Below are 24,475 nucleotides of genomic sequence, written 5' to 3'. Positions count from 1 at the left end.
GAAGTTCTTACAGCTCGTTGAGTAGGAAAGATGAGAGCGAGAAGTTAACCGTCGATCGGGAGGATGTCATGCGCGTTTTGATGCCTTTGGCCGGATTGGCCTTGGTTGCGACCACGGCATTTGGTTACCCCACACTGGCACAGGAAACCATAGATAAGGGGACGCTCGATCCCAATATGGTCGACACACTCTTCCCGAAGCCGGGGTATTCGCCTTACGCCGGCAATAGGTTCCCGTCCCGTCCGCTGTTTGGCGATACGCACCTGCACACGTCTCAGTCGTTCGACGCCATCGCCTTCGGCAACTCCCTCGGACCGGAGGAAGCCTATCGCTTCGCACGCGGCGAGGAAGTCATCTCCTCGACCGGTCAGCATGCACGATTGAGCCGCCCGCTTGATTTTCTGGTCGTGTCCGATCACGCCGAGAACATGGGCACGCTGGGCGAAATCAAGACCGGAAACCCGACCTTGATGAATGATCCTGAACTGAAACGCTGGAACCAGATGATGGCAGCCGGCGGCGACCAGGCGATGAACGTCTACTACGAAATCATGGCGAGCGTCGGTGGTGGAGGCAAGCATTTGCCGGCTGCGCTTCGTTCGGACGAACTGACGCGGTCGGTGTGGCAAAAGAACGTCCAGGCTGCGGAGAAATACAACGATCCCGGCACGTTTACTGTATTGATCGGCTATGAATGGTCATCCAACACCGGCGGCAACAACTTGCATCGGGTGGTCGTCTTCCGCGACGGCGCGGAAAAGACGGAGCCGATCCTGCCATTCTCGTCCTTGCAGAGCGACAATCCGGAAGACCTATGGAAGGCTCTCCAAAACTACGTGACGAAGACCGGCGGCAGCGTGCTCGCCATCCCTCATAACGGCAATCTGTCGAACGGCCTGATGTTCCCGTTGATCAATCCCGTCGGAGGAAAGCCTATCACCGCGGAGTATGCGCGCACCCGCGCAAGCCTCGAGCCGCTGATGGAAGTTACCCAGATGAAAGGCGACGGGGAGACGCATACCACGCTGTCGCCGACTGACGAGTTCGCCAACTTCGAGCGGTGGGATATGGGCAACCTCGACCTGAGTGCGGCGAAAACTCCTGATATGCTGCAGTTCGAGTATGCGCGCTCGGCCCTCAAGAACGGCCTGAAACTCGAGAAAGAGCTTGGCGTGAACCCGTACAAATATGGATTGATCGGATCGACGGATTCCCACACGTCGCTCGCCGCGGTCGAAGAGAACAACTTCTTTGGCAAACTCCCTGCGGCAGAACCGAGCGCCGGCCGCGCGATACACCCAATCGCCAAGTTCGGCGACAAGGAGGTCATGGGCTGGGAAGTCGTTTCGAGCGGCTATGCTGCCGTCTGGGCGATAGAGAACACGCGTGAAGCCATCTTCGACGCAATGAAGCGTAAGGAGGTCTACGCCACCACTGGGCCGCGGATGCTGGTTCGGCTGTTTGGCGGATGGGAGTTCGCCGAGGCGGACGCCAAGACGCGAAGCCCGGCAGCGGTCGGATACGCCAAGGGTGTTCCGATGGGAGGCGACCTGCCGCCCGCGCCCGCAGGGAAAAAGGCTCCTACGTTTCTGGTGGCCGCGCTGAAGGACCCGATCGGCGCGAACCTCGACCGCTATCAGATCGTCAAGGGCTGGATGGATGCGGCGGGGCAATTGCACGAGCAAGTCTATGACGCCGCATGGTCCGGAGAACGTAAGCCTGGCATTGACGGCAAGGTGCCGCCTGTGGGAAACACGGTTGACGTCGCCGACGCCACCTGGACCAATACCATCGGCGCGCCAGAATTGATCTCGGTCTGGACCGACCCCGCCTTCGACCCGGCCCAGCGCGCCTTCTACTACGCTAGAGTGCTGGAAATTCCGACGCCGCGCTGGACGGCCTACGACGCGAAGTACTTCGGCGTCACCATGCCGTCCGAAGTGCCAATGACGTCGCAGGAGCGGGCTTACACCTCACCGATCTGGTACAATCCGGCGGGCTAGGCGAGAAGGTTGAAGAAGACTGGTCTTTGCTACGGACATCAGCGCAAGTCGCGCAAAAGTTTGCAGCGGTTTTGCGATAACGACACGCGCAAGAACAAGACAACAAAAAGGGCGCGGTTGGGAGGATCCACGCCCTTTTTGCGAGGAATGGACCGGACGGCGTTATCAGGCGTCGACGGCTTCCTTCAGAAAGTCGGCGGCGACGCGGGCGGTGAGCGCCAGCGACACGGCGCCTGCATCCGGATGGCCGATGCTCTTTTCCGCAAGCGGCCGAGCACGGCCGAGTTTCGGCGTCAGGCTGGACGTGGCGTCAGCCGCATCGCTGGCAGCCTTGGCCGCCGCCTCCCAAGCCTTGTTCAACGACTTCAGGTTTTCAAATTCCCGCTCCAACGTGTCGACGAACGGCACGAGGGCGTCGACCAAGGTCTTGTCGCCGACGCGGGCGCGCCCGAGACGGGTGACGCCGTCGAGCGCGAGCCGCGCACCTTCGATGATGGCCGCATCCGCAGGCTTGTCGTCGTCGGAAAATGCATTACTCCAGGAGCGAAGAAGCAGGCCCCAGATTGCGCCCGACGTGCCGCCCGCGCGATCGGCCCAGGCATCGCCCGCCGTTGCCAGCACACTGGCAGCGCCTGCCCCAGCAGCTACCGCAGAGTTCGCGGCCTCCTGGGCCGCCGCAGAGCCCCGGCGCATGCCCTGGCCATGGTCGCCGTCGCCGGCAAAGGCGTCGATACGGCCGAGTTCGTCTTCAGCTTGCTTCAGGGCATCGGCAACCTTGCCGATCAACCGGGCAATGCACTTACCGCTTTCCCTGGAGGCCTGCGACGCAGGCGCGAAGGTCGCGGGACCATCCTCATCGGAAATCGTATCGGTCGCCGGCTCTGCGTTGATGATCGCGCCCTTGCGCAGCACCGGTGCATCGCATGGCGCACGCCAGTAGGTTTCAAGCTCTTCGTCGAGCCAGAGCAGCGACAGCGAGCAGCCCTGCATGTCCAGGCTGGTGACGAACTCGCCGCATTCCGGATCGACGATTTCGAGGCCAGCCGCCTTCAATTCCTGTTCGACGGCGACCCAAAGAACGAAAAGCTCTTCGTACTTGGTCGAGCCCAGTCCGTTCAGCACCGGCGCGACCTTTGCCGTCCCGGCCGGACGTTCGGCCAGCAGTTTGCCGACAAGCAATTTCGCAAGCTCGGTTGCCGTTACGACCTTTTCTTCGCTGATGCCCGGCTCGCCGTGAATGCCAAGACCGAGCGCCATTTCGCCCTTCGGAACCGTGAAGAGCGGACGGTTCGCGCCCGGCAGGGTGCAGCCGCCGAAAGCGACCCCGAAGGAGACGGTGCGATCATTGGCAAGGCGGCTGACGCGCTCGACCTCGTCCAGCGACAGACCGGCTTCGGCCGCAGCGCCTGCAATCTTGAAGACCACGAGATCGCCGGCGATGCCGCGGCGCTTAGGCGCCGTTACAGCGGCAGCGCTGGCAACATCGTCAGTCACCGGCACGATGCGCACGTCGATGCCTTCGGCCCGAAGGCGTTCGGCGGCAACGCCGAAATTCAGGACGTCCCCGGCATAGTTTCCGAAACCGAGGAGAACGCCGCCGCCCTGGTCAGCATGACGGCAGACACGTGCGACTGCAGCGGTCGACGGCGAGGCAAAGACGTCGCCGGCGACGGCAGCATCAGCCATGCCCGGGCCGACATAACCTGCAAAGGCCGGATAATGGCCGGAGCCACCACCGATAACGACGGCGACCTTGCCCTTGGGCACCCTGGTCGAGCGCACGACGCCGCCCTTCACCAGGCGGACATTGCGGGCATAGATGGAGCTGAAGCCGGCGAGCGCGGTTACGGCGAAATCTTCCGGTGCGTCAAAGATCGTGGTCATCGCTACTTGTTCCTTAGTCGCGAGGCAGAATGCGCCTCAGATAGTCCCGATTGGTTGCGCTGACGGAAAGGCCATCGCCACCGTAATGCTCGCAGAGGAACGGGCTCTGGAACCCGTGCGAAAGCGCCATGCGAATGGCGGAACGGTAGTTGATCACACCGAACTCCAGCGGGGCTGGATGGGTCACGATCAGCCCCGAAGTTTCGTCCTCGGTGCGGTTGTAATTCTTGACGTGCCAGTATTTGGCAAAGGGTGCAACCTTCGCCATCATTTCCTGCCAGTGCTCGACCGGACGATGCAGGCGGACCAGGTTGCCGAGGTCGGCGTTGATGCCGACATTCGCAAGACCGACGTCGGTAACGAAGCGCACGGCGCTGTCGGCCGAACCGATATAGGTGTCTTCGTACATCTCGAGCGCCAACTCGATGCCGAGCTCTTCGGCGTGGCTGCCGAGCTCGCGGATGCGCGAAACGCCCTTCTGCCAGATGGCTGCATCATCAGGGTTCTTGACGCCATCGACGGTCCAGAACCACAGCGCCTTCTTCTGTGCATCGGTCAACGGACCGAAGAACCCGAAGGAGACTGAACCTGCCCCAATGGCCGCAGCCGTATCGATCACCCGGTGACCATAGGCGAGATAGTCGTCACCATGAACAGGATCGATGACGCTGCGACGCGCAGTCGAGATCCCCGGCATGGTCAGGCCGAGATCGCGCGTCAATGCGACGAAGCTCTCGAGCCGTGCCGGTGACAAATCGGCAAGACGGATCCAGCTGTCGGTCGGGTCGAGTTCGGTGAAACCGGCATCGACGACGTCATCGAGCGTCAGTGCCCACTCCTCGACCGACTGGTCCTGAACCGAGCGGCCGTCTGCCAGCATGTTCGGATACTGAATCATGGCGGCAGCGATCGGCCAGGTGTCACGGTTCCATTTGCGCGGCGCGTTTGCCATGGCGTTTCCCCAATTTTTTGAAGTTTGGTGCGGCGGCTCCGTCAAGCCGCCGCGCTACCGTCGCCCGGCGATGTTGCATCATCGTCCTTGCGCTTGCGAACCAGGCCGATCAGTCCGAAGACGACAGGCGACAGCAGCATTGCCAGGCCAAGCGCCATCAACGACGAAACCAGCGCATTTGACCAGAAGATATTCAGCGATCCGCTCGACAGAAGCATCGACTGGCGGAAGGCATCCTCGGCCTTGTCGCCGAGCACCATGGCGAGAACCAGGGGCGCCAGCGGATAATCGAGCTTCTTGAAGACGTAGCCCAGCACGCCGAAGCCGATGACCATGAAGATATCGGAGACGGAATTGGCCACCTGATAGGCACCGGAGAAGATGACCGCGACGATGATTGGGCCAATGATCGAGAACGGTACGCGCAGGATCGAGGCGTAGAGCGGCACGGTGGCGAGCACCAGGATGACGGCGACGACGTTGCCGAGATACATCGAGGCAATCAGACCCCAAACGAAATCGGGACGGTCGGTAAACAGCATCGGACCGGGCGTCAGGCCCCAGATCATCAGGCCGCCCATCATGACGGCAGCCGTGGCCGAACCTGGAACGCCGAGCGCCAGCATCGGCAACAGTGCCGAAGTGCCGGCCGAATGGTCGGCAGTCTCGGGTGCTACGATGCCGCGCGGGTCGCCCTTGCCGAACTTCGACTTGTCGCGTGCCGAACGACGGGCGACGCCATAGCTCATGAAGGAGGCTGCGGTCGGGCCGGCAGGCGTGATGCCCATCCAGATACCGATGATGGTCGAGCGCGCGATCGTCAGCCAGTAGCGCGGGATCTCGACGAGGGTGCGGCCGATTTCGGCGAGCCTGACGCGCGCCTTGATGCCTTCGAAGCGCAGCCCCTCTTCCGTCGTCAGCAACAGTTCGCCGATGCCGAAGAGGCCCATGACGGCGATCAGGAAGCTGACGCCTTTGATCAGGGTCGGGATGTCGAAGGTCAGGCGCAGATCGCCGGAGATTGTGTCCATGCCGACGGATGCGAGCGCAAAACCAACCATCATCGACACGAGCGTCTTGAACGGCGATTGCGCGCCCATCGAGATGAAACTGGCGAAGGCAAGGAAGTAGACCGCGAAATATTCCGGCGAGGAAAAGCGCAGCGCGAAATTCGCAACCCAGCCCGACAGCAGCGTGATCATCACCACGCCGGCAAGCGCACCGATGCCGGCCGAGACGAAGGCCAGCGTCAAGGCGCGGCTCGCCTGGCCTGCCTTGGCCATCGGATAGCCGTCGAAGGTGGTTGCGACCGACGAGGGCTCGCCTGGAATATTGAACAGGATGGATGTCGTCGAACCGCCAAACAGCGCCCCCCAATACATGCAGGAGAGCAGGATGATGGCGGAGATCGGATCCATGGAGAAGGTCAGCGGCAACAGCAGCGATACGCCGTTGGGCGCGCCGAGGCCGGGCAGAACGCCGACGAGAATGCCGAGCGTGACGCCGACCATCATCAGCAGGATGTGATTCCAGCTGAGGATGTGGCCGAAGCCATCGATCAGAAGACCGATATTTTCCATGTCATTCCTCCCGGGGAAACTTTAAGCGGTCAGGATCAGTAGATCCCGAACCATGCCTCAACCGGCCCCTTCAAAAGCGGAACCTTGAAGCCGATCTCGAATACGATGAAGAAGAAGAGCGAAACGGCCACGCCCGCCGGCAGTGCGATCCACCACTTGTAACGCCCCTGGAAGAGCATCGCGCCGGCGATATAAAGTGCGGTCCCGACATAGAGCCCGAGCCAAGCGGAGACGCCGGCAAAGGCGACAAGAGGCAAGAGGAATGAGGCAACGACGCGGGCGCGGGCACCGTCGATGAAGATATCACCCGTGCCGCGATGCTTCACGAATGCACCGATCACATTCGCAATGCTTCCCAGAATGATCAGAACGCCGATGTAGAATGGAAAGTAACCGGCCTCGGGGCCGAAATCGCTCCATCCGGCGCCGACATCGGAGGCGCCATAGCAGACGGCTGCGCCAAAGATACCCGTCAACGCGGCTACGCCAAGCTCCACCGCGAAGCGGGAGAGCCCATTCGAACTGTTCTCACTCATGATCGTGACCTTTCAAACCGGTTGACGGGCGCTCCCGTTAAGCGCGTCATACTTGACGCGCGGCGCTGTTGAGGCGCCCGTCCCGATATATCGCCAGTTTTAGTTGGCGAGCCAGCCTTCGCGCTTCAGAACTTCGCCGACCGCGGCGCCGTCCATCTCGATGGCGGCCTTAAAGTCGTCGCCAGCGATGTAAGCGGGAGACTGCGAGGTATCGGCAAGATACTTCGCCCACTCCGGCGTTTCGGAAACCTTGCGCATCAGGTCCGCATAGAATTTGACGGCATCGGGTTCCACGCCAGCCGGCAGCCAGACGGTGCGCGGCATGGAGTAGTTGTCGATGGCAATGCCCGTCTCCTTGCAGGTCGGGATGTCGCTCCAGCCCTTGTCGCCAGCAACCTTGGCGTCGTTCGTCAGCTTGACGCTCTTGAAGACGCACAGCGGCTTGACCATACCGGCCTGCCACTGGCCGAGGTTTTCACTCGGGTTGTTGACGTTGGCGTCGAGGTGTTCGCCGGCGAGCTGAACAGCGGCTTCACCGCCGCTCTTGAACGGGATGTAGTTGATGGTCGCGCCGGTCGCGTCGTTGATCATCGAGGTGAGGATCTGGTCGACGTCCTTCGACTGGCTTCCGCCGATCTTCAGTCCACCTTCCTTGGCCTTGGCGGCAAAGTCGGCAGCCGTTGCGTAAGACGCCTTGCCGTTGACCCAGAGGATGAATTCGTCGGAAGCAAGTGCTGCAACCGGCGTCAGGTCCTCGGCCTTGTAAGGCACCTTGGCGCGGACCGGCAGCAGGTAGGCATTGTTGGTGCCAAATGCCAGCTTGTAGGCGTCGCCCTTGTTGGTCGCTGTGTAGACGAAACCTTCGGCGCCGCCGGCGCTGCCCTTGTTGGTGACGACAACAGGCGCCTTCATCAGTTCGTACTTGCTGATGATCGCCTGGATCGTGCGCCCGAAGATGTCCGTGCCGCCGCCCGGGCCAGCCGTGACGACGAATTCAACCGGACGGTCGGGCTCGAAAGCCAACGCCGGAGCGGCAACGCCGAATGCGGCTGCCATAACGCATGCGATAGAAACGGATTTCTTCATATCTAGTCCTCCCGTTGAGTGAGATGCGGCGCAAGACCTCCTCCTGCGCCGGTAGTGGTTGAAAACGTGCGAATTCAGGCAGCAGCCGAAAGGGCAGCCTTTTTCTTCGCCATGCGAACGGCGAGCAGAAGCGCCTCGCGGCTTGCGCCGACATCGGCAATGCCCTTGCCGGCAATGTCATAGGCCGTGCCGTGGGCTGGGGTGCAGAGCGGGAACGGCAGGCCGCCCATCATCGTCACACCCTTGTCGAAGCCCATGAGCTTCATCGCGATCTGACCCTGATCGTGATACATCGTCAGGACGGCATTGAAGCCTTCCTTGAGTGCACGCACGAAAACGGTGTCGGCCGGGAACGGGCCATCGACGTTGTAGCCGAGCGCCCTGGCCTTCTCGACCGCCGGCTCGATGATGTCGATCTCTTCCATGCCGAAGCTGCCGCCGTCGCCGGCATGCGGGTTGAGGCCTGCAATCGCGATCTTCGCCCCTTCGTAACCGGCCTCCTTGAGGCAGACCTGGGTCAGCTCGACCTCGGCGAGAATGCCTTCGACCGAAAGGTTGTCCGCCACGTCCTTGAGCGGAATGTGCGAGGTGACACGCGCATTCCAGACCTTCTCGAGGACGTTGAATTCGCGAACCTTGCCAGTGAAGCCGAGCACGTCGGCAACGAAACGGATCTCGTCGTCATAGCCGGGATAGGCAAAGCGCATGGCCTTCTTGTTGAAGGGCGTGAAGCACACGGCCTCGGCCTTGCCGGCGTGGGCAAGCTCCAGCGCCGTGCGGAAGTTGCGCGTTGCAAACGTGCCGCCGGCGAGCGTCGCCTCGCCGCGATCGACGTCTGCCGGATCAAGATGACCGAGGTCGACGAATACGTGACGGGCGGTACCGGCCTTGTCGAGATCCTCAAGCGTCGAGGGCTCGAGATCGAGCGTCAGACCGGCAGCCTTGGCGCCTTCGTCCAGAATGCGGCGATCGCCGATCGTGATGATGTGTGCGGCCTCGCGAATATCGGGAAGGGCCAGCAGCCGCGCTGTCAGCTCGGGGCTGATGCCGGCGGGATCGCCCATGGCAAGGGCGATGACAGGACGCGCGCCGTTACCGGCAGCACCATTGGTCGTCATGTGAGATGTCCTCCACTTCATGCTTTTCGCAGGCTGTCATACGTTATTCAAAATTCTGCATCAAGTCTTTTGTATTCTGTATGCAGAATTTTCTGTTGACGATGACGAGCCCTGTCTCCATGCTTCAATCAGACAGTGCTGATTCAATCGGCATGCACGGGGAACGGATGGCCAGCACGCGGCCAGCAAGCGCAGAAGCAAAATGATGAACGAAATCATTCCACTGGAGAGACGCGCCGACAGTGGCCACGGCCCGATCAAGCGAACGGCTCTGCATGACACGCTTGTCAGTCATCTGCGCGACATGATCATCGAAGGTGATTTGTCACCCGGCACGCGACTGCATGAGGGCCAGCTCGGCGAGCAGCTCGGTGTCTCGCGCACGCCCTTGCGCGAAGCCATCAAGTATCTGGCGAGCGAGGGGCTGGTCGAGCTCGTACCGAGCCGCGGCGCCGTGGTGAAGCGCTTCAGCGCCAAGGACGTGCACGACATGCTGACCGTGTTGCAGACGCTGGAGGAACTTGCGGGAAAGCTCGCCTGTGAAGCGGCAAGCGACGCCGGCATTGCCGAAGTCCGCGCGCTACATGACGAAATGGTCCGTCGCTACAAGGTCGGCGACCGGCTGCAATACTACAAGCTCAACCAGCAGATTCATTCGGCGATCGTCCAGCTCGCCGAAAATGCGGCGCTCGCCGACATGCACAGCGTCTTGCAGACACGGCTGAAGCGCATCCGCTTCATCGGCCACGAAGGCCCGGAAAAATGGGCGGCCGCGGTTGCCGAGCACGATGAGATGATCGTCGCGCTCGAAGCCCGCGACAAAGCCAAGCTATCCGAAGTGCTCGGCCGCCACCTGATGAACGCCTGGGAGCGCGTACGCGCTTCGGTTTGAAGAAGCGTCGCAGTCGCGTTCTAAGCTAGCGGGCTCTTTCTTGCCCGGGGTCCTATTCTCAGGATCGACCCCAATATATTGAGCGGCCCCACGCTATTCGTCGCCCCATGTAAGCGGCGCCGGGATGACATGTCCGCGATCCAACTTGATGCGTATCCCGGATACGCATATATTGGCGAGAAAGGGGATCGGCGATGGCGTCTCGAGACAGAATGAAAAGGTACCGTGAGCGTGGTGGTGCAGCTGACCTCGTTCGAGTAGAAGTGCTGGTGCCGCGCGATAGACGCAATGATATTGTCAGCGCCGCCGCAGGCATGCGCGAAGATCACAGAAACCGTAAGGATCGTTTAGCGGAATATCTCAGTCTGGCGGCCGAGCGTTATGGCTTGCGAATATTCGACAATATCGACATCGAGAGGCTCGATGATGTCCCAAGTCGGTCACGGGTCGTAGCGAATGCGCTCATCGAAAGAGGCGACGCCCGAGCCTTTGCGATGGGAAGGAAGATGTTGTCCATACTTGACGGTGGTCACTAATGGCTCTGACCGTGCTTCAACGCAACATCATGGCGTCCATCGCCAGAAACCGCTCCGAGAGCAGCTATATGGCGGGCGGTGTGGTTCTCAACATGAACTGGCCGCGTGTGTAGGATGACATTGATATTTTCCATGATAGCGACTCGGAGATCGGTTCCGCGGCGCAGAGAGATATCGAAACGCTCAAGAACGATGGGTTTCTCGTTACTATCGACGTCAACGTATACGGCTGCGTTGAAGCGCAGGTGTTTCGCGATGGCGACAGCACGCTAATCCAATGGATGAGCGAGACCAAGTCTCGCTTCTTTCCTCTCATCCGAGATCAAGAGTGGGGCGCGCGGCTCAACCCAGCGGATCTTGCTGTCAACAAGGTCATCGCAGCCTCCACCCGAACCAAAGCCCGCGACTATATCGACCTTCTGACGATTGATTCAAATCTCTGCCCGCTTGGAGCAATCGTAATGGCGGCGTCAGGCAAGCCGCCCAACTATTCACCGGTGCGCAGCATCGATGAAATCCGCAGAAAGGGACTTTCCATTCGCGGAGAGGATTATTCGTCGATACGTGGTCTGCCCGCTGGCTGGACCGCCGCCAGCATAAGGGAGAACCTCGTCGCGATGCTAGACCGTGCAGAAAGTTACGTGCGTAACGCACCCTTGGATCTGGTCGGTATCCTCGTTGTCGATGAAAACGGCATTCCCGCAGAAACGTATCGTCTCGATGTAAGCGGCCTCGTCTACAGAAGGGCGACCTCCGAGTCTGAAGTGGTGCCGGATCTGCCAGAAGTGTCGCTTGGATGGGACAGATAGGCGCAGTGATCGTCAGCCTGAGTGCCGCAAGGACTCGAAGCTCGCAATCGCGCTGCTGGAAGCAAGCATTGCATGTGCCACCAAAGCAGTCGGCATGATTACCTCCGCCCTCGCCTCTTATGTGCTTCTCAAACCTTATGAGAAGCCAACAGGACCACAGCGTTTTACGCTTTCTCTCCACGGCAGAGACAGCTCGGTCGCGCTCAAACCTTCAGGCTGCAAAAACAGTGCTCAATCGAAGCAGTTCTGAAGTTAGCAACCAGTTTCGAACAAGAACCCTGTCGCTTTGATACTACACCGCCATCGGAAAAAATCGCGTAACAATAGAATCGAATTGACTTTTAACATGGACGAAATTCACTGGTTTCGAGGCGATCGGGACAGGGAATTGGAATGGGGCGGCCAAATTCTCAAATAATGCTTGTGGCAGCAGCTGTGCTTGCTTCAAGCAACGTATTGGCTGAGCCCGTTCCTCGCCCGACCCCCGTCGCAGGCTCCGTCATCGCGCGCAGATCCGGCGAGGAAGTACGCTTCGTCGACGTTTCCAACTGGCGTTTTGTCGATCTCGCTCAAGATCTTCTTTCCGGCGACGTATTGCGCACCAACGCAACCGGTGCGCTTGCCGTTCTTTTTTCCGACCGAACCCAGATACGGCTCGGACGAAACACAGCGCTGCGCGTCAAGAAGATGGCAACCGCAGGCGACACGCAACTGGAGCTTCAGACCGGTACGATTTGGGCTCGCGCCGAACGCGGCGGTCAGGGGCTTGCTGTCGACACCCCGGCAGCGACCGCCGCTGTGCGGGGAACCGACTGGACGCTGACCGTTGGCGCAGACGGCAAGACGTCTCTGATCGTACTTGAGGGCATGGTCGAACTCAGTAATGCGCTTGGCAGCGTGACCGTCAGCCAAGGCGAAGGTGCGGTGGCCGCAATCGGCCAGGCCCCATCCAAGATCGTGATCGTCACGCCGAGGGATCGCGAGCAAATGCTGTTCCATCTCTCTTTGCGTGATTCGTTCGTCTGGATGCCGGCATCTCCCCTACGTGTACCGGACATGCGCAATGAGCGAGAACGGATAGAGGCGGAGCCCCCGCCGTCAAGATCTGCCGAAGACTGGCTCGCGCTGTCAGAGATCTACATGTCTCTGAACGGTCGTCACAAGGCGAAGGTCGCATTGACCGAGGCGCGTGTACGTCGGCTTGGCCGAACGCAGCAAGCACGTGCCGACCTCGTCGAGGCGTTGATCGCGGGTGCTGAGAACCGCTATGACGACGCGGCAAAGCTCTTTTCGCGTGCGGCACGCGGTCTGGACACCAAGCGGCGCGCGATAGCTGCCTATGGCGGCTACTTCGCTCGTGCGCTTGCCAACCCCGACCACGCTGAAGCACCGCCGCGCGATGCAGCGGGTGCCTATGGAGCGCTAGCCCGGGCCTGGACCAACGGGTTTCGCAACGACATCCGTTCTGCGATCGATACCCTCAAGCAAGCAGAGCGCCAGTTTCCTGACGACCCGACATTGCCCGCCGCCCGGGCGCAGTTCGCCCTGCTGCTGGATGACCGCGAGGAAGTCCGTGATGGTATCGAAAGGGCGCTGGCGATCGACCCGGAGGACCCGACCGCGCTGCAAGCCCGCTCCGATTACCGCTTTCACATCGAGAACGATCTCGATGGAGCTTTGGCAGACCTCGAGCAAGGCCTCAAGACAGCGCCCGGCTCATCGTCCATCTGGAACTCCCTCGGGCTAGTCCAGGGCGAGCGCGGCGACAATCGCGCTGCAGAGAATGCCTTCAAGCGTGCAATCGCGCTCGATCCGCAGGACCCGGTCTCACATGCCAATCTCGCTATCCTCTACCTTGTCGAAAACCGCATGGTTGAGGCGAAGAGCGAAATCGATACCGCGCTTGCCGCCGACCCGTCCTTCGATGTGACACTGGTGGCGCGCGGGCGTTATCACATGCAAACCGGCGAATTGGACAGGGCCGTCGAAGACCTGCTCGCAGGGTCTACCGCCAATCCCGCCTACTCCGGCGCCCAATTGCTGTTGGCTGGTGCTTACTACGAGAAGGGTGATCGCATCCCCGCCGCCCAGGCGCTCGATAACGCCGAGCGGCTAGACCCCAACGATCCTGTTGTCATGCAGATGCGCACCGCGATCGCCATCGACGACTATGATTCAGACGCCGCAATTCGTTATGCCCAGGAGCTGATGCGCCTCACCCGGGCGCGCGGTGGCGAGACAGCCGCGCTTGGCGCCAATCAGGATGCCGGCTCCACGCTCAACGACGCGTTTCGCCTGCAGGGACTCAATGCCTGGGGACAATACTACGGCGACGCCGTTTTTGATCCCTTTACCGGTTCGAGCTATGTCGACCAGGCTGTGCGCGGCAGCGTCAATCCGCTCTTCAACACCTATGATTTCGATGGCAGCCCTGTCGTCAACACCGCCAATCCACAAAGTTTCTCGGCCTTCTTTCAGGGCCTGCTGATAGAGCCGCACATGCTGGCGAGCCGTGAACGCACAGCCAACATCCTGCAACGGCCATTCTTCGAGGCCGCGCTCGGCGGTGGCATGATCGCTGACAAGGACGATCAAGGCTGGATCGGCGAGGCGGAACTGCGGGGTCTTACGTTTTCGCCTTTCCCGATCAGCGTCTACGGCAATGTCCAGTGGGAAGAGCCGCGAGATACAATCGATCTCGAACAGGATCTGCAACTCGATCGAGAAATGCGCCTGCTCGGCGGCAACGGTTATCTGACGGCGACGCCGACGCCAGACGACAGAATCATTGCCTATGCCAACTACGGCAAGTTCGATGACAGCCGTAGCATATTTGATATACCGGATCCTCGCGCAGCGCCGTTCAATCTGGACACAATAAACGACGACACGTCATCACGCCTGCTTTCCGGTATAGCGTGGAGCCACACCTTCGGTTACCGCAATGTCGCGAACGTTGCGTTTTTCTTCAGCGATCAGAAAACTGTCGAAAGCGAGAGGTTGGCGCTTTCCAGTACGAACCTGCCACCACCGGTCACGGCCCGCAACGAGCAACAGCAAACAACCTATGTCGCTGCAGTAAATCATCTTATTGGCGATGGCGCGATGACCTGGCGCTATGGTGTCGAGGCGGGAAAGGTCCGATCCAAGAATGCTGCCGACCTTCTGCTAACGGACCCTACAGGTCTGACACCCCCGGTATCGTTTTCGAGTTCGATTTCCGCGACCCAATCGGTGGCAAAGGCCTACATCGATGGCATCTACGAGATCACGCCGGACCTGAAAGTCGAGGGCGCACTCTTTGCGCGCTACATCGAAGACGTCAACGACGACGATATTCGCTTGGAGCCGAAGCTTGGCATCGCCTGGGCGCCGGCGGAGGGCCATTGGCTGAGGGCGGCAGCGATGCGTGACGGCTTGAACTTCGACGTGGCCACGCTCGCCCCTATCGGCGTCGTCGCCCTGCAGCCCAATCAACTGCGTTTCGGTGCCGAGGGGTATACAGACACGCTGGCGTTTCGTTGGGACGCGGAATGGCAGGACTGGCTGTTCACTGCCCTCGATTACCAACACCAGGAGGTGCGCGAGCTATCGCTCGACCTACCGCTCTCCACGTTGAGCCTCGACTACGCCAAGGTCGGGCTTGACCGCGTGGCTGCAACCGCGAACTTTGTGCTCGGTCACGGCTTTGGCCTTTCGACGACGGCCGCTCATACGAATGCCGATGTTAGAGACGACCCAGGCAATCCCACCGACGATTTGCTTTTCGTCCCGGAAAACACCGGTCAAGTGGCGCTGACCTGGGTAAGCACCGCTAATGTGAAGGCAACGATCGCCGCCAACTATGTCGGCACGCGCCCGGCCGACGGTAAGACGCTCGACGATTTCTGGACGCTCGACGCAACACTGGAATGGGAACCTTTCGACAAGCAGGTCGAGGTCAATCTGGCAGCGTTCAATCTGCTTGACGAAGAGTTCGAACTGAGCAACGGCCTACCCGGTTGGGGGCCGACGTTCAAGGGCACGGTCAAAGTGCGGTTCTGATGGCGGATCGCGACTCATCTCACCTATCGGCAGGCGTCACTGGTCAACAAGAGATGCGCCGCCCACTTGAACGCCGCATCAAGCTTCTGGCGCTTGCCGCCTTCGTCACCGCTGCGCTCGGCCTTGCCTCGGGCACCGGCGCCTGGGCGCTCAACGAGCTGCGAAGTTTCGACTATCTCTCGACCATCGGCCGTATGCCACTTCCACCAAACGGGCCGGTGATCGTGGCCATCGACGAACCGTCGATGGCCGAGATCGGTCGGCAATGGCCATGGCCACGCTCGCTGCATGCCACGCTGGTCGAGGCGCTGCGCAAGGCTGGCGCCAAGGCAATTGGTATCGACGTCATCTTTGCCGAACCTTCGTCCGACGAGGCGAACGATCACCGTCTTGCAACTGCTATGGGGCCGGATGTGGTTCTCGCCGGCGATCAGTCGCTGCTCGAAAGTCCACAAGCCGACCAGTTCATCCGTACCGAACCTCTCGCGGTCTTCACGGGAAAAGGCGCCCGAACCGGCATAGCCTCAGTCGACCTCGGCGGCGACGGCACTCTGCGCGAGATCCCGTCCTATCACGACGGTTTCGCTGCCGTCCTGGCTGAAGTTGCTGGAACGCGCTTAACGCCGCCGCCCCAGTCGGCGCTGATCCAGACCTTCGGTCCAGCACGCACCTACCCCACAGTCTCCTACTACCAGGCGCTCGCTCCTGAAAGCTTCCTGCCGGAAGGCACGTTTCGTGACCGCGTTGTCGTTGTCGGCTTGAGCTTGCAGAACGCGCCCTCGATCAACGATGGCGGAGCGGACGCCTTCGCCTCCTCCGACACCGTTCATTCGAACAGACTGGTGTCAGGGGTGGAGATGCAGGCGACGATCTACGACAACCTCGCAAACGATCTCTTCATCGACCGGGCACCTCGGTCCGCCGTCATCGCGGCAATCGCGGCGGCGGCTGTCCTCGCCGCATTATCGGTTCTGCGCATGACCGGGTGGCGCACGCTTGCATACACCGTCGCCGCGCTTACGTCGATCGTGGTATTGAGCTATGCCCTCATGCGTTTCGGCCAAGTTTTCCTGTCACCGATTGGGCCGGGCCTCGCCTTTGCCTTTGTGGCTGCTGGTCAGACGGGGCTGGACTATGCAGAAGAGCGGCGGCGGCGGCGCGAAATCACGCGCGCCTTCTCGCAATATCTGTCACCCGCACTGGTCGAACGTTTGGCGCGCGATCCGTCACATCTGAAGCTCGGTGGCGAGCGGCGTATGCTGTCTATCCTCTTTTGCGATATCCGGGGCTTTACCACTATCGCTGAGCAGATGAAGGACGACCCTGAGGGCCTGACAACGCTCGTCAACCGGCTGCTGACGCCACTGTCGGAGGCCGTGCTGAAACAGGGCGGCACCATTGATAAATATATTGGCGACTGCCTAATGGCGTTCTGGAATGCGCCACTTGACGATCCGGATCACGCTGCGCACGCCGTGCAGGCAGCGCTCGACATGCTTGCCGCGCTAGATGAAGTCAATGAGGAACTCAAGGCGGAGGCCAAGAAAGAGCAAAGTCCGCTTCAAACCCTGAGGATCGGCATCGGCATCAACACCGGCGAATGCATCGTCGGCAATATGGGCTCAGTCCGACGCTTCGACTATTCAGCACTCGGAGACGCGGTCAATCTCGCCTCACGTCTCGAAACCACGTCCAAGGACTATGGTATTTCCCTGCTTCTCGGAGAAAGCACGGCGGCACTCGTCGAAAACATCTTCCCGATCGCCGAGCTTGACCGGATCAGCGTCAAGGGACGGACGGCGGTGTCGCCTGTATTCACGGTCGCAGTCGGCGTCCATAAAGATGCACTCATACGGCATCGCGCATTCCTTGAAGCCAAGTATGACGGCAAGCTGAAGGCGCGCGACGTGATCTTCGATAAACTAAAAAGTGCCTTGCCGCCTCTCGCGCGCTACTACGAGCGCGAAAGAAGCAAACTCAATATGTCACGGTCGAAGAAAACGTGAAGCCAGCATGGGGGCTACCGGTTCAATGAAGACCGCCGACGCCAAGCAATCGCTCGACGGCGTCGTGATCGCTTGAAAGCGCCTGCGGCGTGCCCGTCCAGGCAATGCGTCCGCGCTCCAGCACGATGACCTGATCGGCGAAATCGAGCGCGCTCTGGATGCGCTGCTCGACCAGTACGATGGTCATGTCGCCGGTCTTGGCGAGTTCGGCAAAGGCCTTCATTAGTTCCTCGCAGATCACCGGGGCGAGCCCCTCAAGCGGCTCGTCCAGTAACAGGACCGACGGGCGACCGAGGATCGAACGCGCCGTCGACAACATCTGCTGCTCGCCGCCGGAAAGCTGGCTGCCGAGGTTGCGCCGCCGCTCGTGAAGCCGCGGAAACATGTCGTAGGCTTCTTGCAGTGCAGCTTTCGGCCGATCCTTGAGGCCGACGAACAGGTTTTCCTCAACGGTCAGGGTCGGAAACACGCAACGCGCCTGTGGCACGAATCCTAAGCCCTTGCGAGCGCGTGACGCGCTTGGCAGTGCTGTCACGTCAGCATCACCCATGCGAATGCGGCCGTCATAGCGTTTCGTCTGGCCGGCAAGCGTCGCCAGCAGCGTGGTCTTGCCCATGCCGTTGCGGCCGAGAACGGCCAGGCGCGCGCCCGCTGGAACCGAGAACGAAATACCTTCGAGCACCCGCGTCGGCCCATAACCGGCGGACAGGTTTTCCACCTCAAGCGGCGTGGCTGGCATTGGCATAGCTCCCCAGATAGGCTTCTCGCACCCGCGGATCCTGGGTGACATCAGACGGCGAACCGTCAAAGATAATGGCGCCAGCCGCGAGGACAACGACGCGCTTGGCAAAGCGGAAGACCAGATCCATGTCATGCTCGATCATCAGCACGGCGAGATCCGCCGGTAGATCGGCGAGCGCCTGCTCGATGCGACCGGTGTCGCTCTGCGGCACGCCGGCTGCCGGCTCGTCGAGCAGAAGAACCTTCGGCTTCAAGGCAAGCGCCACGGCGATTTCAAGCAGGCGCTGCTGGCCATAGGCGATCTCACTGACCTTGCGATGCATCAGTTCGCGAAGCCCGAGCTTGCCAAGCAGTTGCCCGACTTCATCCATCACATCAGGCATCGAGAGAAAATTGCCGAACAGACGACCGGAGCGGCCGTCGCGCTGCAGGACGGCGAGCGCCACATGCTCGGCCGGCGTCATGTCGAGAAACAGGCGCGTGACCTGGAAGGAGCGCACCAGCCCTCTCCTCACCCGGCCGATGGCATCGATACGGGTGACCGTCTCGCCGCCGAGGCGAACCTCGCCAGAATCAGGAACAAGGTTGCCCGTGACCAGATTGACGAACGTCGTCTTGCCGGCGCCGTTCGGGCCGATCAGCGCCACGCGGTCGCCCGGCGCCATACTGAGACTTACGTCATTGGTCACTGCCAGGCCGCCAAAGGCACGCTTGAGGTTTCGAACTTCAAAGATTGGCTGCATCATTTTGCCTCCCGGCGGCGGGCAACGAAGGCGGCTGCCGTTCCGTAGAGCCCCTTCGGCGCGAAGAGGACGACGGCGATCAGCAGGGCGCCGACCATCGTCAGCCAGTGGAACGGATTGGCGGCGGAAACGACGTCTTCGAAGAACATGAAGACAATAGTGCCCGTGAGCGCGCCGAAGAGCGAACCAGTTCCACCGAGAACGAGCATCACCAGGCTTTCGGCCGACAGGGTGAAGGACAGGCTGTCGAGACCGACCACCTGCGTCGAGATGGCGTTGAGCGCGCCGCCGACACCGGCGACGGCCCCGGAGATGACATACATCTTCATCAGCGCGCCCTTCGGCGATGCCCCCATGGAGCGGATGCGGATCGGGTCTTCCTTGATGGCGCGACACAGCATGCCGAACGGCGAGCGCACGATCAGCCGCAGGACGGCGAAGACAAGCACTAGCAGCACGACGCCGAAGACGTAAGCCGTGCGTCCCCACAGGTCAAACTCGTAAAGACCGAGCAAAGCGCTCGGCGCGATGCCGGACAGGCCATCACTGCCGCCGGTCCAGGACGACGCCTTGTTGGCGAACTCATGGAAGAGGTGGATGAGGGCGATCGACAGCACCAGTTGCGGAAGACCGTGTGCACGCAGGATCACCGCTCCGCAGATGAGGCCGGCAACGGCGCCGGCGGCAATGCCGAAGGCGAGCATCGCGAAGGGATCATTGATGCCGTAATGCGCTGAGACAATCCCCGCGGCATAGGCACCGGCGCCGAACAGCGCCGCGTGTCCGAGCGTCGCCACCCCGCAATAGCCGGTGACGAGGTCAAGCGAGAGCACCAACAGCGCGATGGCGATGATGCGCGTCAGCAGCGCCAGATTGTTGGGAAACAGGAAGTAGCCGACAATAGCGAGCGCCAGAATGACGCCGAGACCGATCAGGTCGCCGCCGCCGAAGCGGCGCTTGCCCGCTGTCCGTGCAATCAGGTCGTTGGTGGTGGTCATGGTCATCCCTTGGCTCTCCCGGCAAGTCCGCGCGGGAAGACGCAGATGATCGCGATGACGGCCAGATAGAAGAAGAATTCGCCGAACTCGGGCATCAGGTAACGGCCGGTCGTGTCGATGCCGCCGAGCAGCAAACAGGCGACAAGCGCGCCGGGGATCGAGCCCGCACCGCCGACCGACACGACGACCAGGAAGGTCACCATGTAGCGCAGCGCATAATAGGGTTCGACCGGCAGAAGTTCGGCACCGACAACACCGCCGAAGGCGGCAAGACCAACGGCAACCGCGAAACTCACGGCATAGACGATCTCGGTGCGCACGCCGAGTGCAGCGGCCATGGCGGCATTGTCGACCGAGGCCCGCAGCTTGACGCCGAACGCCGTCCTTTCAATCGCGTACCAGAGGGCGATGGCTACGGCGAGGCCGCAAAGGATCGCAAAGAGCCGATGCGTGGCGATCGCGCGGAAACCGAGATCGAAAGAGCCCTGCAGTTGCCCCGGCAGCGGCACGGTCTTCAGCGTCGGCCCGAAGACATAGTTGGCGATACCGATGATGCAGAAGGTGATGCCGATCGTCATCAGCACCTGGGTCAGTTCCGGCGCCCCATAGATGCGACGATAGAGCAGACGCTCGATCGGGATGGCGATCACGATCGTGCCGAAGACGGCAAGCACGATGGCAAATCCATAGGCAAGGCCGAGGTCGCGCGCCGCATAGGAGGCGATGTAACCGCCGATCATGGCAAATGCGCCATGCGCAAGGTTGACGACACGCATCAGCCCCATGGTGACGGAAAGCCCGATGGAGATGACGAAGAGCACCATGCCATAAGCAAGGGCATCGATCGCGATGCTGAAGACTGTTTGCATGGGGCTATCCGATGCCTTTCGTTATCACTGACGGCTGAGGGGCGGGACGAGACGAACCCATCCCCGGCAAACAGCCGCACGCGCGTGGTTCGTTTCCGCCTTCAACGGAGGCACCGAAACGCTCCATCTTTCCATTTCAGGTATTCCCGGATGGAAAAACGCATCGCGCCTTTCCTGGAAATGCGTCCCTATCTTATGCATTCCCTTTACGGAAAGCCGCTTCGCACTTTTCCTGGAAATGCTTTGGGACGCCCGGCTCGCTCAATTCGCCGGACGCCGGTATTTTGCGGCCAATGCGGGCGGGGCTCAATCAGCACGCACATTGCCCAAAAGCCTATTTCAGGGCCGCGAGACCGGGATCGCCCTGCTTCTCGAAGGTCTGAACTTCCTTGTTGTAGTAGGTGCCGTCGTCAGCCTTGGTTACCTCGCGCAAATAGATGTTCTGCGTGATGTGGCGCGATTCGGGATCGATGGAAACCGGCCCCCTCGGGCTCGTCCAGGAAAGACCCTTGACTGCATCGACGGCCTTCTGCGCGTCCTGCTCGCCGCCGGTCGCCTCGATCATCTTGTAGATCACATGCATGCCATCATAGGCGCCGACCGAGGGGAAGGAGAGTTCGGCCGGATTGCCGATGGCCTTTGCGGCCGCCTCGACAAAAGTCTTGTTTTCCGGACTGTCGTGCGAGACGGCGTAGTGGAACGTCGTCTGGATGCCGAGCGCCGCTTCGCCAAGCGCCGGCAGATCGGATTCCTGCGTCAGATCGCCTGGAGCAAAGAACTTGATGCCGCCGCTCTTCAGGCCGTTTTCGTTATAGGCTTTGACGAAACCAAGCGTGGTCGGGCCCGACGGCAGGAAGGCGAAGACGCCTTCGGCACCAGAGTCCTTGATGCGCTGCATGATCGGCGAGAAGTCGTTGGTGGCAAGCGGCATGCGAATGGCTTCGACGACCTGTCCACCGGCCGCCTCAAAACCGGCCTTGAAGGCATTTTCAGCATCGACACCCGGGCCGTAGTCGCTGACCACGGAGATGACCTTGGAAACGCCCGCATCCTTCGCCACCTTGGCGATCGGTGTCGAGGTCTGCCAAGTGGTAAACGAGGTACGCACCACCAGCGGGCTTTTGGTCACGATCGCCGACGTCGCCGCGTTCATGATCACCAGCGGCACGTTCGCCTGTTCCAGAAGCGGCGTGACGGCCATTGCATCGGGGGTGAAGTAGAAGCCGGCCAGATACTGCACGCCTTCCTTGACAACCAGTTCCTGGGCAAGCGCCTTCGATTGCGCCGGATCGGCCTGCGGCACGTCGCGATAGATGATCTCGATATCATCGTCGCCGACCTTGCTGCCGTTCATCGCCATATAGGCGTCGATGCCAGCCTTGAAGTTCTTGCCCTGCAGCGCGAAGGGACCGGAAAAGGGTCCAACGACGCCGATCTTGATCGTGTCCGCATAGGCAGCACCACTCAAGGCCAAGGCCGCAAGCGCGGCCAGAATTGTCCGTTTCATATTTCCTCCCTGTGGCACCGTCCACTCCCGCTGCGGCACCGTCATCACAAAGCAATCCGATTTTGATGTCCGTCAGTTTGCCATGCGAAACGGTGATGCAAAAATGAAATATGGGGTGGAAATCATAATTCAACAGTTATGTTTTGTCTTGGTTTTCGGTGAGCGTTTATTTAACTAGGCACTAGCACCGGAGACCTGGGTCCAAAGCGTGTTGAACAAAGCGCTGCCCGGCGAAGACAGCGATTTAGCGTTTAACCAAGGTGCGTACCGATTCCTCCCGGCACCGGCAGAATCTCGCCGCGTGACCAACCCTTGAATTCGCGATCTTCGGTGCGGAATACTTCTCAGGGAGCGCACTTCCACGCATGAATTCACGCAGGAAATCCGTGCTGCGGCGAAGCGAGCGCAGCTTCTACGCGATCCTGCAATAGCAGCAGTGACTTCCAGCTCCACGAGGAGAGCGATGGTCGATAGCGCACCATCTGGCGCAGCGATCAACTGGTTCGCGTTCGCAGATCGGTTCAATAAAAAAAATTGAACACTTCATTCGTTCGCACAAACTTTGGTTTGGCGGCAGTCGTTCCGACCACCTGGGAAGAAGCCTAACGCCAATGCGCGCTCGGCCCTTCATAATACCGTAATCGAACTTTCATCGTTTCATCATTCGATTTGGCAGGGAATGTCACACTCAACTGTTAGCAAGCGCTCCGGCTCATTCGTGTCGCCGATTTTGGTGACCGCCATTCTGCAAGGAGCGTTTTGCAATGAGAGACTCCGCCACCACGTTCGCACTTATCAGCCTGATGGCAACCGCCGCGTTTGGCCCTTCACCAGCAGCAGCTGAAACGACGAAATTCGAATTCTGGTACGGCCTTTCGGGTGATCTTGGAGAGCGGGTCCAGGAAGCGTGCAAGAAGTTCAACGATAGCCAGTCCGAATTCGAAATCGTCTGCACCTCGCAAAACGGATACGACACGACCCTGCAAAACACCATTGCGGCATACCGCGCCAAAAAACAGCCCGCGATCACGCAGATCTATGATGCCGGCACCCTGGACATGATGCTGTCCGGCGCGTTCGTGCCGGCCAAGAAGCTGATGGCCGACAACGGCTATACAATCGATTGGAGCAATTACTTCGGCGGCATCGCCAACTATTATGCGACCGCTGGGGGCGAACTGAATTCCTTCCCCTTCAATTCCTCGACTGCAATGTTCTATTACAACGTCGATGCGTTCCAGAAGGCCGGCGTGGACTTCAAGCCCGACACCTGGGAACAGGTCGAGGAAGCGGCCCGCAAGCTGAAGGCCGCCGGCTTCGAATGCCCGCTCGCTTTCAACTTCGACACATGGCCGCTCATGGAGCAGTTTTCGGCCATTCATAACCAGCCGATCGCCACCAAGGCGAATGGTTACCAGGGGCTGGATGCCGAACTCGTCGTCAACAAGACCAAGTTCGTCGATCACGTGAATTTCTTCAAGAAAATGGCAGACGAGAGGCTCTTCGTCGTCAAGACCAAGCAGCTTGGCATGGATACCGTCCCTGCCTTCACGTCCCAGACCTGCCAGATGATACAGACCTCGATCGCCGACCATGGCACCATCGGCAAATCCCTTCCCGAGGGCGTGAAGTGGGATGTCGCCATGTTGCCGGTATGGAAAGGCACAGAGCGTCAGAATTCGCTGGTCGGCGGCGCATCCCTTTGGGTGCTGGCTGGCCGTCCGGAAGCGGAATACAAGGGTGCAGCCGCCTTCCTCAACTACATCGCGACACCGGAAATGGCCGAGTGGTGGTCAACGGTGACGGGATACATTCCGGTAACGAAGACCGGTTTCGACGCGATGAAGTCCAACGGCTTCTACGACAAGGCGCCCTACAAGGGGCGTGAATTTGCGATCCAGAGCCTCTCGTTCACGCCGACGTCGGAAAATACCCGTGGCATTCGCCTGGGCGGCTTCACTCAGATCCGCAAGGAATTCGCAACGGCCCTCGAAGCGATCTTCATGCAGAATGCAGACGTGCAGGCCGAGCTCGACAAGACGGTCGAACGTGGCAACGCAGTGCTGCGTCGCTTCGAGAAAACCTACGCCGGTCAGACGCTGAACTAAAATCTGATCCGTCGGGAGCCTGCCTGAGCAATGGCAGGCTCCCATACCTGTTCTTACGCACGG

Annotated in this window: 19 protein-coding genes; 8 read left to right on the top strand and 11 right to left on the bottom strand. The window is 60.5% G+C overall.

All coding sequences use genetic code 11. The features are described 5' to 3' along the window. Positions 1 to 68: 68 nt before the first annotated feature. Positions 69 to 2,003, top strand: a complete 1,935-nt coding sequence (locus J3R84_RS23130; RefSeq protein WP_203528881.1) for a DUF3604 domain-containing protein — start codon at positions 69 to 71, stop codon at positions 2,001 to 2,003. A 165-nt stretch (positions 2,004 to 2,168) separates the two neighbouring features. Here the strand turns inward: J3R84_RS23130 and J3R84_RS23125 are convergent, their stop codons facing one another. The 6 genes from J3R84_RS23125 to J3R84_RS23100 all read right to left on the bottom strand — a co-directional run bounded on the left by J3R84_RS23125 (position 2,169) and on the right by J3R84_RS23100 (position 9,159). Then, the gene (locus tag J3R84_RS23125; RefSeq protein WP_203528882.1) at positions 2,169 to 3,887 is read right to left on the bottom strand and encodes a dihydroxyacetone kinase family protein; all 1,719 of its coding nucleotides are present in this window, start codon (positions 3,885 to 3,887) and stop codon (positions 2,169 to 2,171) included. A gap of 13 nt (positions 3,888 to 3,900) precedes the next feature. Continuing rightward, a complete protein-coding gene (locus J3R84_RS23120) occupies positions 3,901 to 4,839 on the bottom strand; it encodes a sugar phosphate isomerase/epimerase family protein (RefSeq protein ID WP_025429082.1) in 939 nt (312 codons plus the stop codon). A gap of 41 nt (positions 4,840 to 4,880) precedes the next feature. Beyond that, complete coding sequence (locus tag J3R84_RS23115) at positions 4,881 to 6,419, bottom strand: tripartite tricarboxylate transporter permease (protein ID WP_084815283.1); 1,539 nt, start codon at positions 6,417 to 6,419, stop codon at positions 4,881 to 4,883. A gap of 35 nt (positions 6,420 to 6,454) precedes the next feature. After that, a complete protein-coding gene (locus J3R84_RS23110; protein WP_203528883.1) occupies positions 6,455 to 6,955 on the bottom strand; it encodes a tripartite tricarboxylate transporter TctB family protein in 501 nt (166 codons plus the stop codon). A 99-nt stretch (positions 6,956 to 7,054) separates the two neighbouring features. Continuing rightward, positions 7,055 to 8,041, bottom strand: coding sequence for a tripartite tricarboxylate transporter substrate binding protein (locus J3R84_RS23105; RefSeq protein ID WP_203528885.1), 987 nt, complete (start codon positions 8,039 to 8,041; stop codon positions 7,055 to 7,057). Positions 8,042 to 8,115: 74 nt separating this feature from the next. Then, entirely contained in the window at positions 8,116 to 9,159 is a 1,044-nt protein-coding gene (locus J3R84_RS23100) for a 4-hydroxythreonine-4-phosphate dehydrogenase PdxA (RefSeq protein ID WP_203528887.1), read from the bottom strand. Between the two features lie 205 nt (positions 9,160 to 9,364). On the opposite strand from J3R84_RS23100, the gene J3R84_RS23095 reads away from it, so the two are divergent. From J3R84_RS23095 to J3R84_RS23070, 6 genes are all read left to right on the top strand, one after another. Continuing rightward, positions 9,365 to 10,051, top strand: a complete 687-nt coding sequence (locus J3R84_RS23095) for a GntR family transcriptional regulator (protein ID WP_203528888.1) — start codon at positions 9,365 to 9,367, stop codon at positions 10,049 to 10,051. Between the two features lie 212 nt (positions 10,052 to 10,263). Next, the gene (locus J3R84_RS23090) at positions 10,264 to 10,587 is read left to right on the top strand and encodes a hypothetical protein (protein WP_225906417.1); all 324 of its coding nucleotides are present in this window, start codon (positions 10,264 to 10,266) and stop codon (positions 10,585 to 10,587) included. Between the two features lie 281 nt (positions 10,588 to 10,868). Further along, complete coding sequence (locus J3R84_RS23085) at positions 10,869 to 11,396, top strand: hypothetical protein (RefSeq protein WP_225906418.1); 528 nt, start codon at positions 10,869 to 10,871, stop codon at positions 11,394 to 11,396. Beyond that, complete coding sequence (locus tag J3R84_RS23080; protein WP_203528889.1) at positions 11,380 to 11,646, top strand: hypothetical protein; 267 nt, start codon at positions 11,380 to 11,382, stop codon at positions 11,644 to 11,646. Before J3R84_RS23085 ends, J3R84_RS23080 begins: the two co-directional genes overlap by 17 nt. Positions 11,647 to 11,813: 167 nt before the next feature. Continuing rightward, complete coding sequence (locus J3R84_RS23075; RefSeq protein WP_225906419.1) at positions 11,814 to 15,440, top strand: FecR domain-containing protein; 3,627 nt, start codon at positions 11,814 to 11,816, stop codon at positions 15,438 to 15,440. 53 nt (positions 15,441 to 15,493) lie between these two features. Continuing rightward, a complete protein-coding gene (locus J3R84_RS23070; protein WP_057218916.1) occupies positions 15,494 to 17,446 on the top strand; it encodes a CHASE2 domain-containing protein in 1,953 nt (650 codons plus the stop codon). Positions 17,447 to 17,468: 22 nt separating this feature from the next. Here J3R84_RS23070 and J3R84_RS23065 read toward each other — a convergent pair whose 3' ends face one another. The 5 genes from J3R84_RS23065 to J3R84_RS23045 all read right to left on the bottom strand — a co-directional run bounded on the left by J3R84_RS23065 (position 17,469) and on the right by J3R84_RS23045 (position 22,304). Continuing rightward, complete coding sequence (locus J3R84_RS23065; protein WP_057218918.1) at positions 17,469 to 18,185, bottom strand: ABC transporter ATP-binding protein; 717 nt, start codon at positions 18,183 to 18,185, stop codon at positions 17,469 to 17,471. Next, positions 18,166 to 18,930: an ABC transporter ATP-binding protein gene (locus J3R84_RS23060; protein WP_057219263.1), complete on the bottom strand. Its 765-nt coding sequence runs from the start codon at positions 18,928 to 18,930 to the stop codon at positions 18,166 to 18,168. Before J3R84_RS23060 ends, J3R84_RS23065 begins: the two co-directional genes overlap by 20 nt. Beyond that, positions 18,930 to 19,934, bottom strand: coding sequence for a branched-chain amino acid ABC transporter permease (locus J3R84_RS23055; RefSeq protein WP_203528891.1), 1,005 nt, complete (start codon positions 19,932 to 19,934; stop codon positions 18,930 to 18,932). Before J3R84_RS23055 ends, J3R84_RS23060 begins: the two co-directional genes overlap by 1 nt. Then, positions 19,931 to 20,797, bottom strand: a complete 867-nt coding sequence (locus J3R84_RS23050) for a branched-chain amino acid ABC transporter permease (RefSeq protein WP_057218920.1) — start codon at positions 20,795 to 20,797, stop codon at positions 19,931 to 19,933. The genes J3R84_RS23055 and J3R84_RS23050 overlap by 4 nt, the downstream gene beginning before the upstream one ends. Before the next feature lie 334 nt (positions 20,798 to 21,131). Further along, positions 21,132 to 22,304 carry an ABC transporter substrate-binding protein gene (locus J3R84_RS23045; protein WP_057220322.1) on the bottom strand — a complete coding sequence of 391 codons (1,173 nt, stop codon included), beginning with the start codon at positions 22,302 to 22,304 and terminating at the stop codon, positions 21,132 to 21,134. 764 nt (positions 22,305 to 23,068) lie between these two features. Here J3R84_RS23045 and J3R84_RS23040 point away from each other — a divergent pair. Beyond that, on the top strand, positions 23,069 to 24,412 hold the full coding sequence (locus J3R84_RS23040; protein ID WP_203528892.1) for an extracellular solute-binding protein: 1,344 nt from the start codon (positions 23,069 to 23,071) through the stop codon (positions 24,410 to 24,412). The last annotated feature ends 63 nt before the right edge of the window (positions 24,413 to 24,475 follow it).

The sequence above is a fragment of the Ensifer canadensis genome, from assembly GCF_017488845.2.
Taxonomy (GTDB): domain Bacteria; phylum Pseudomonadota; class Alphaproteobacteria; order Rhizobiales; family Rhizobiaceae; genus Ensifer; species Ensifer canadensis.
The sequence above is the reverse complement of the archived record's forward strand: the minus strand, read 5'-3'. Positions and strand labels throughout refer to the sequence as shown.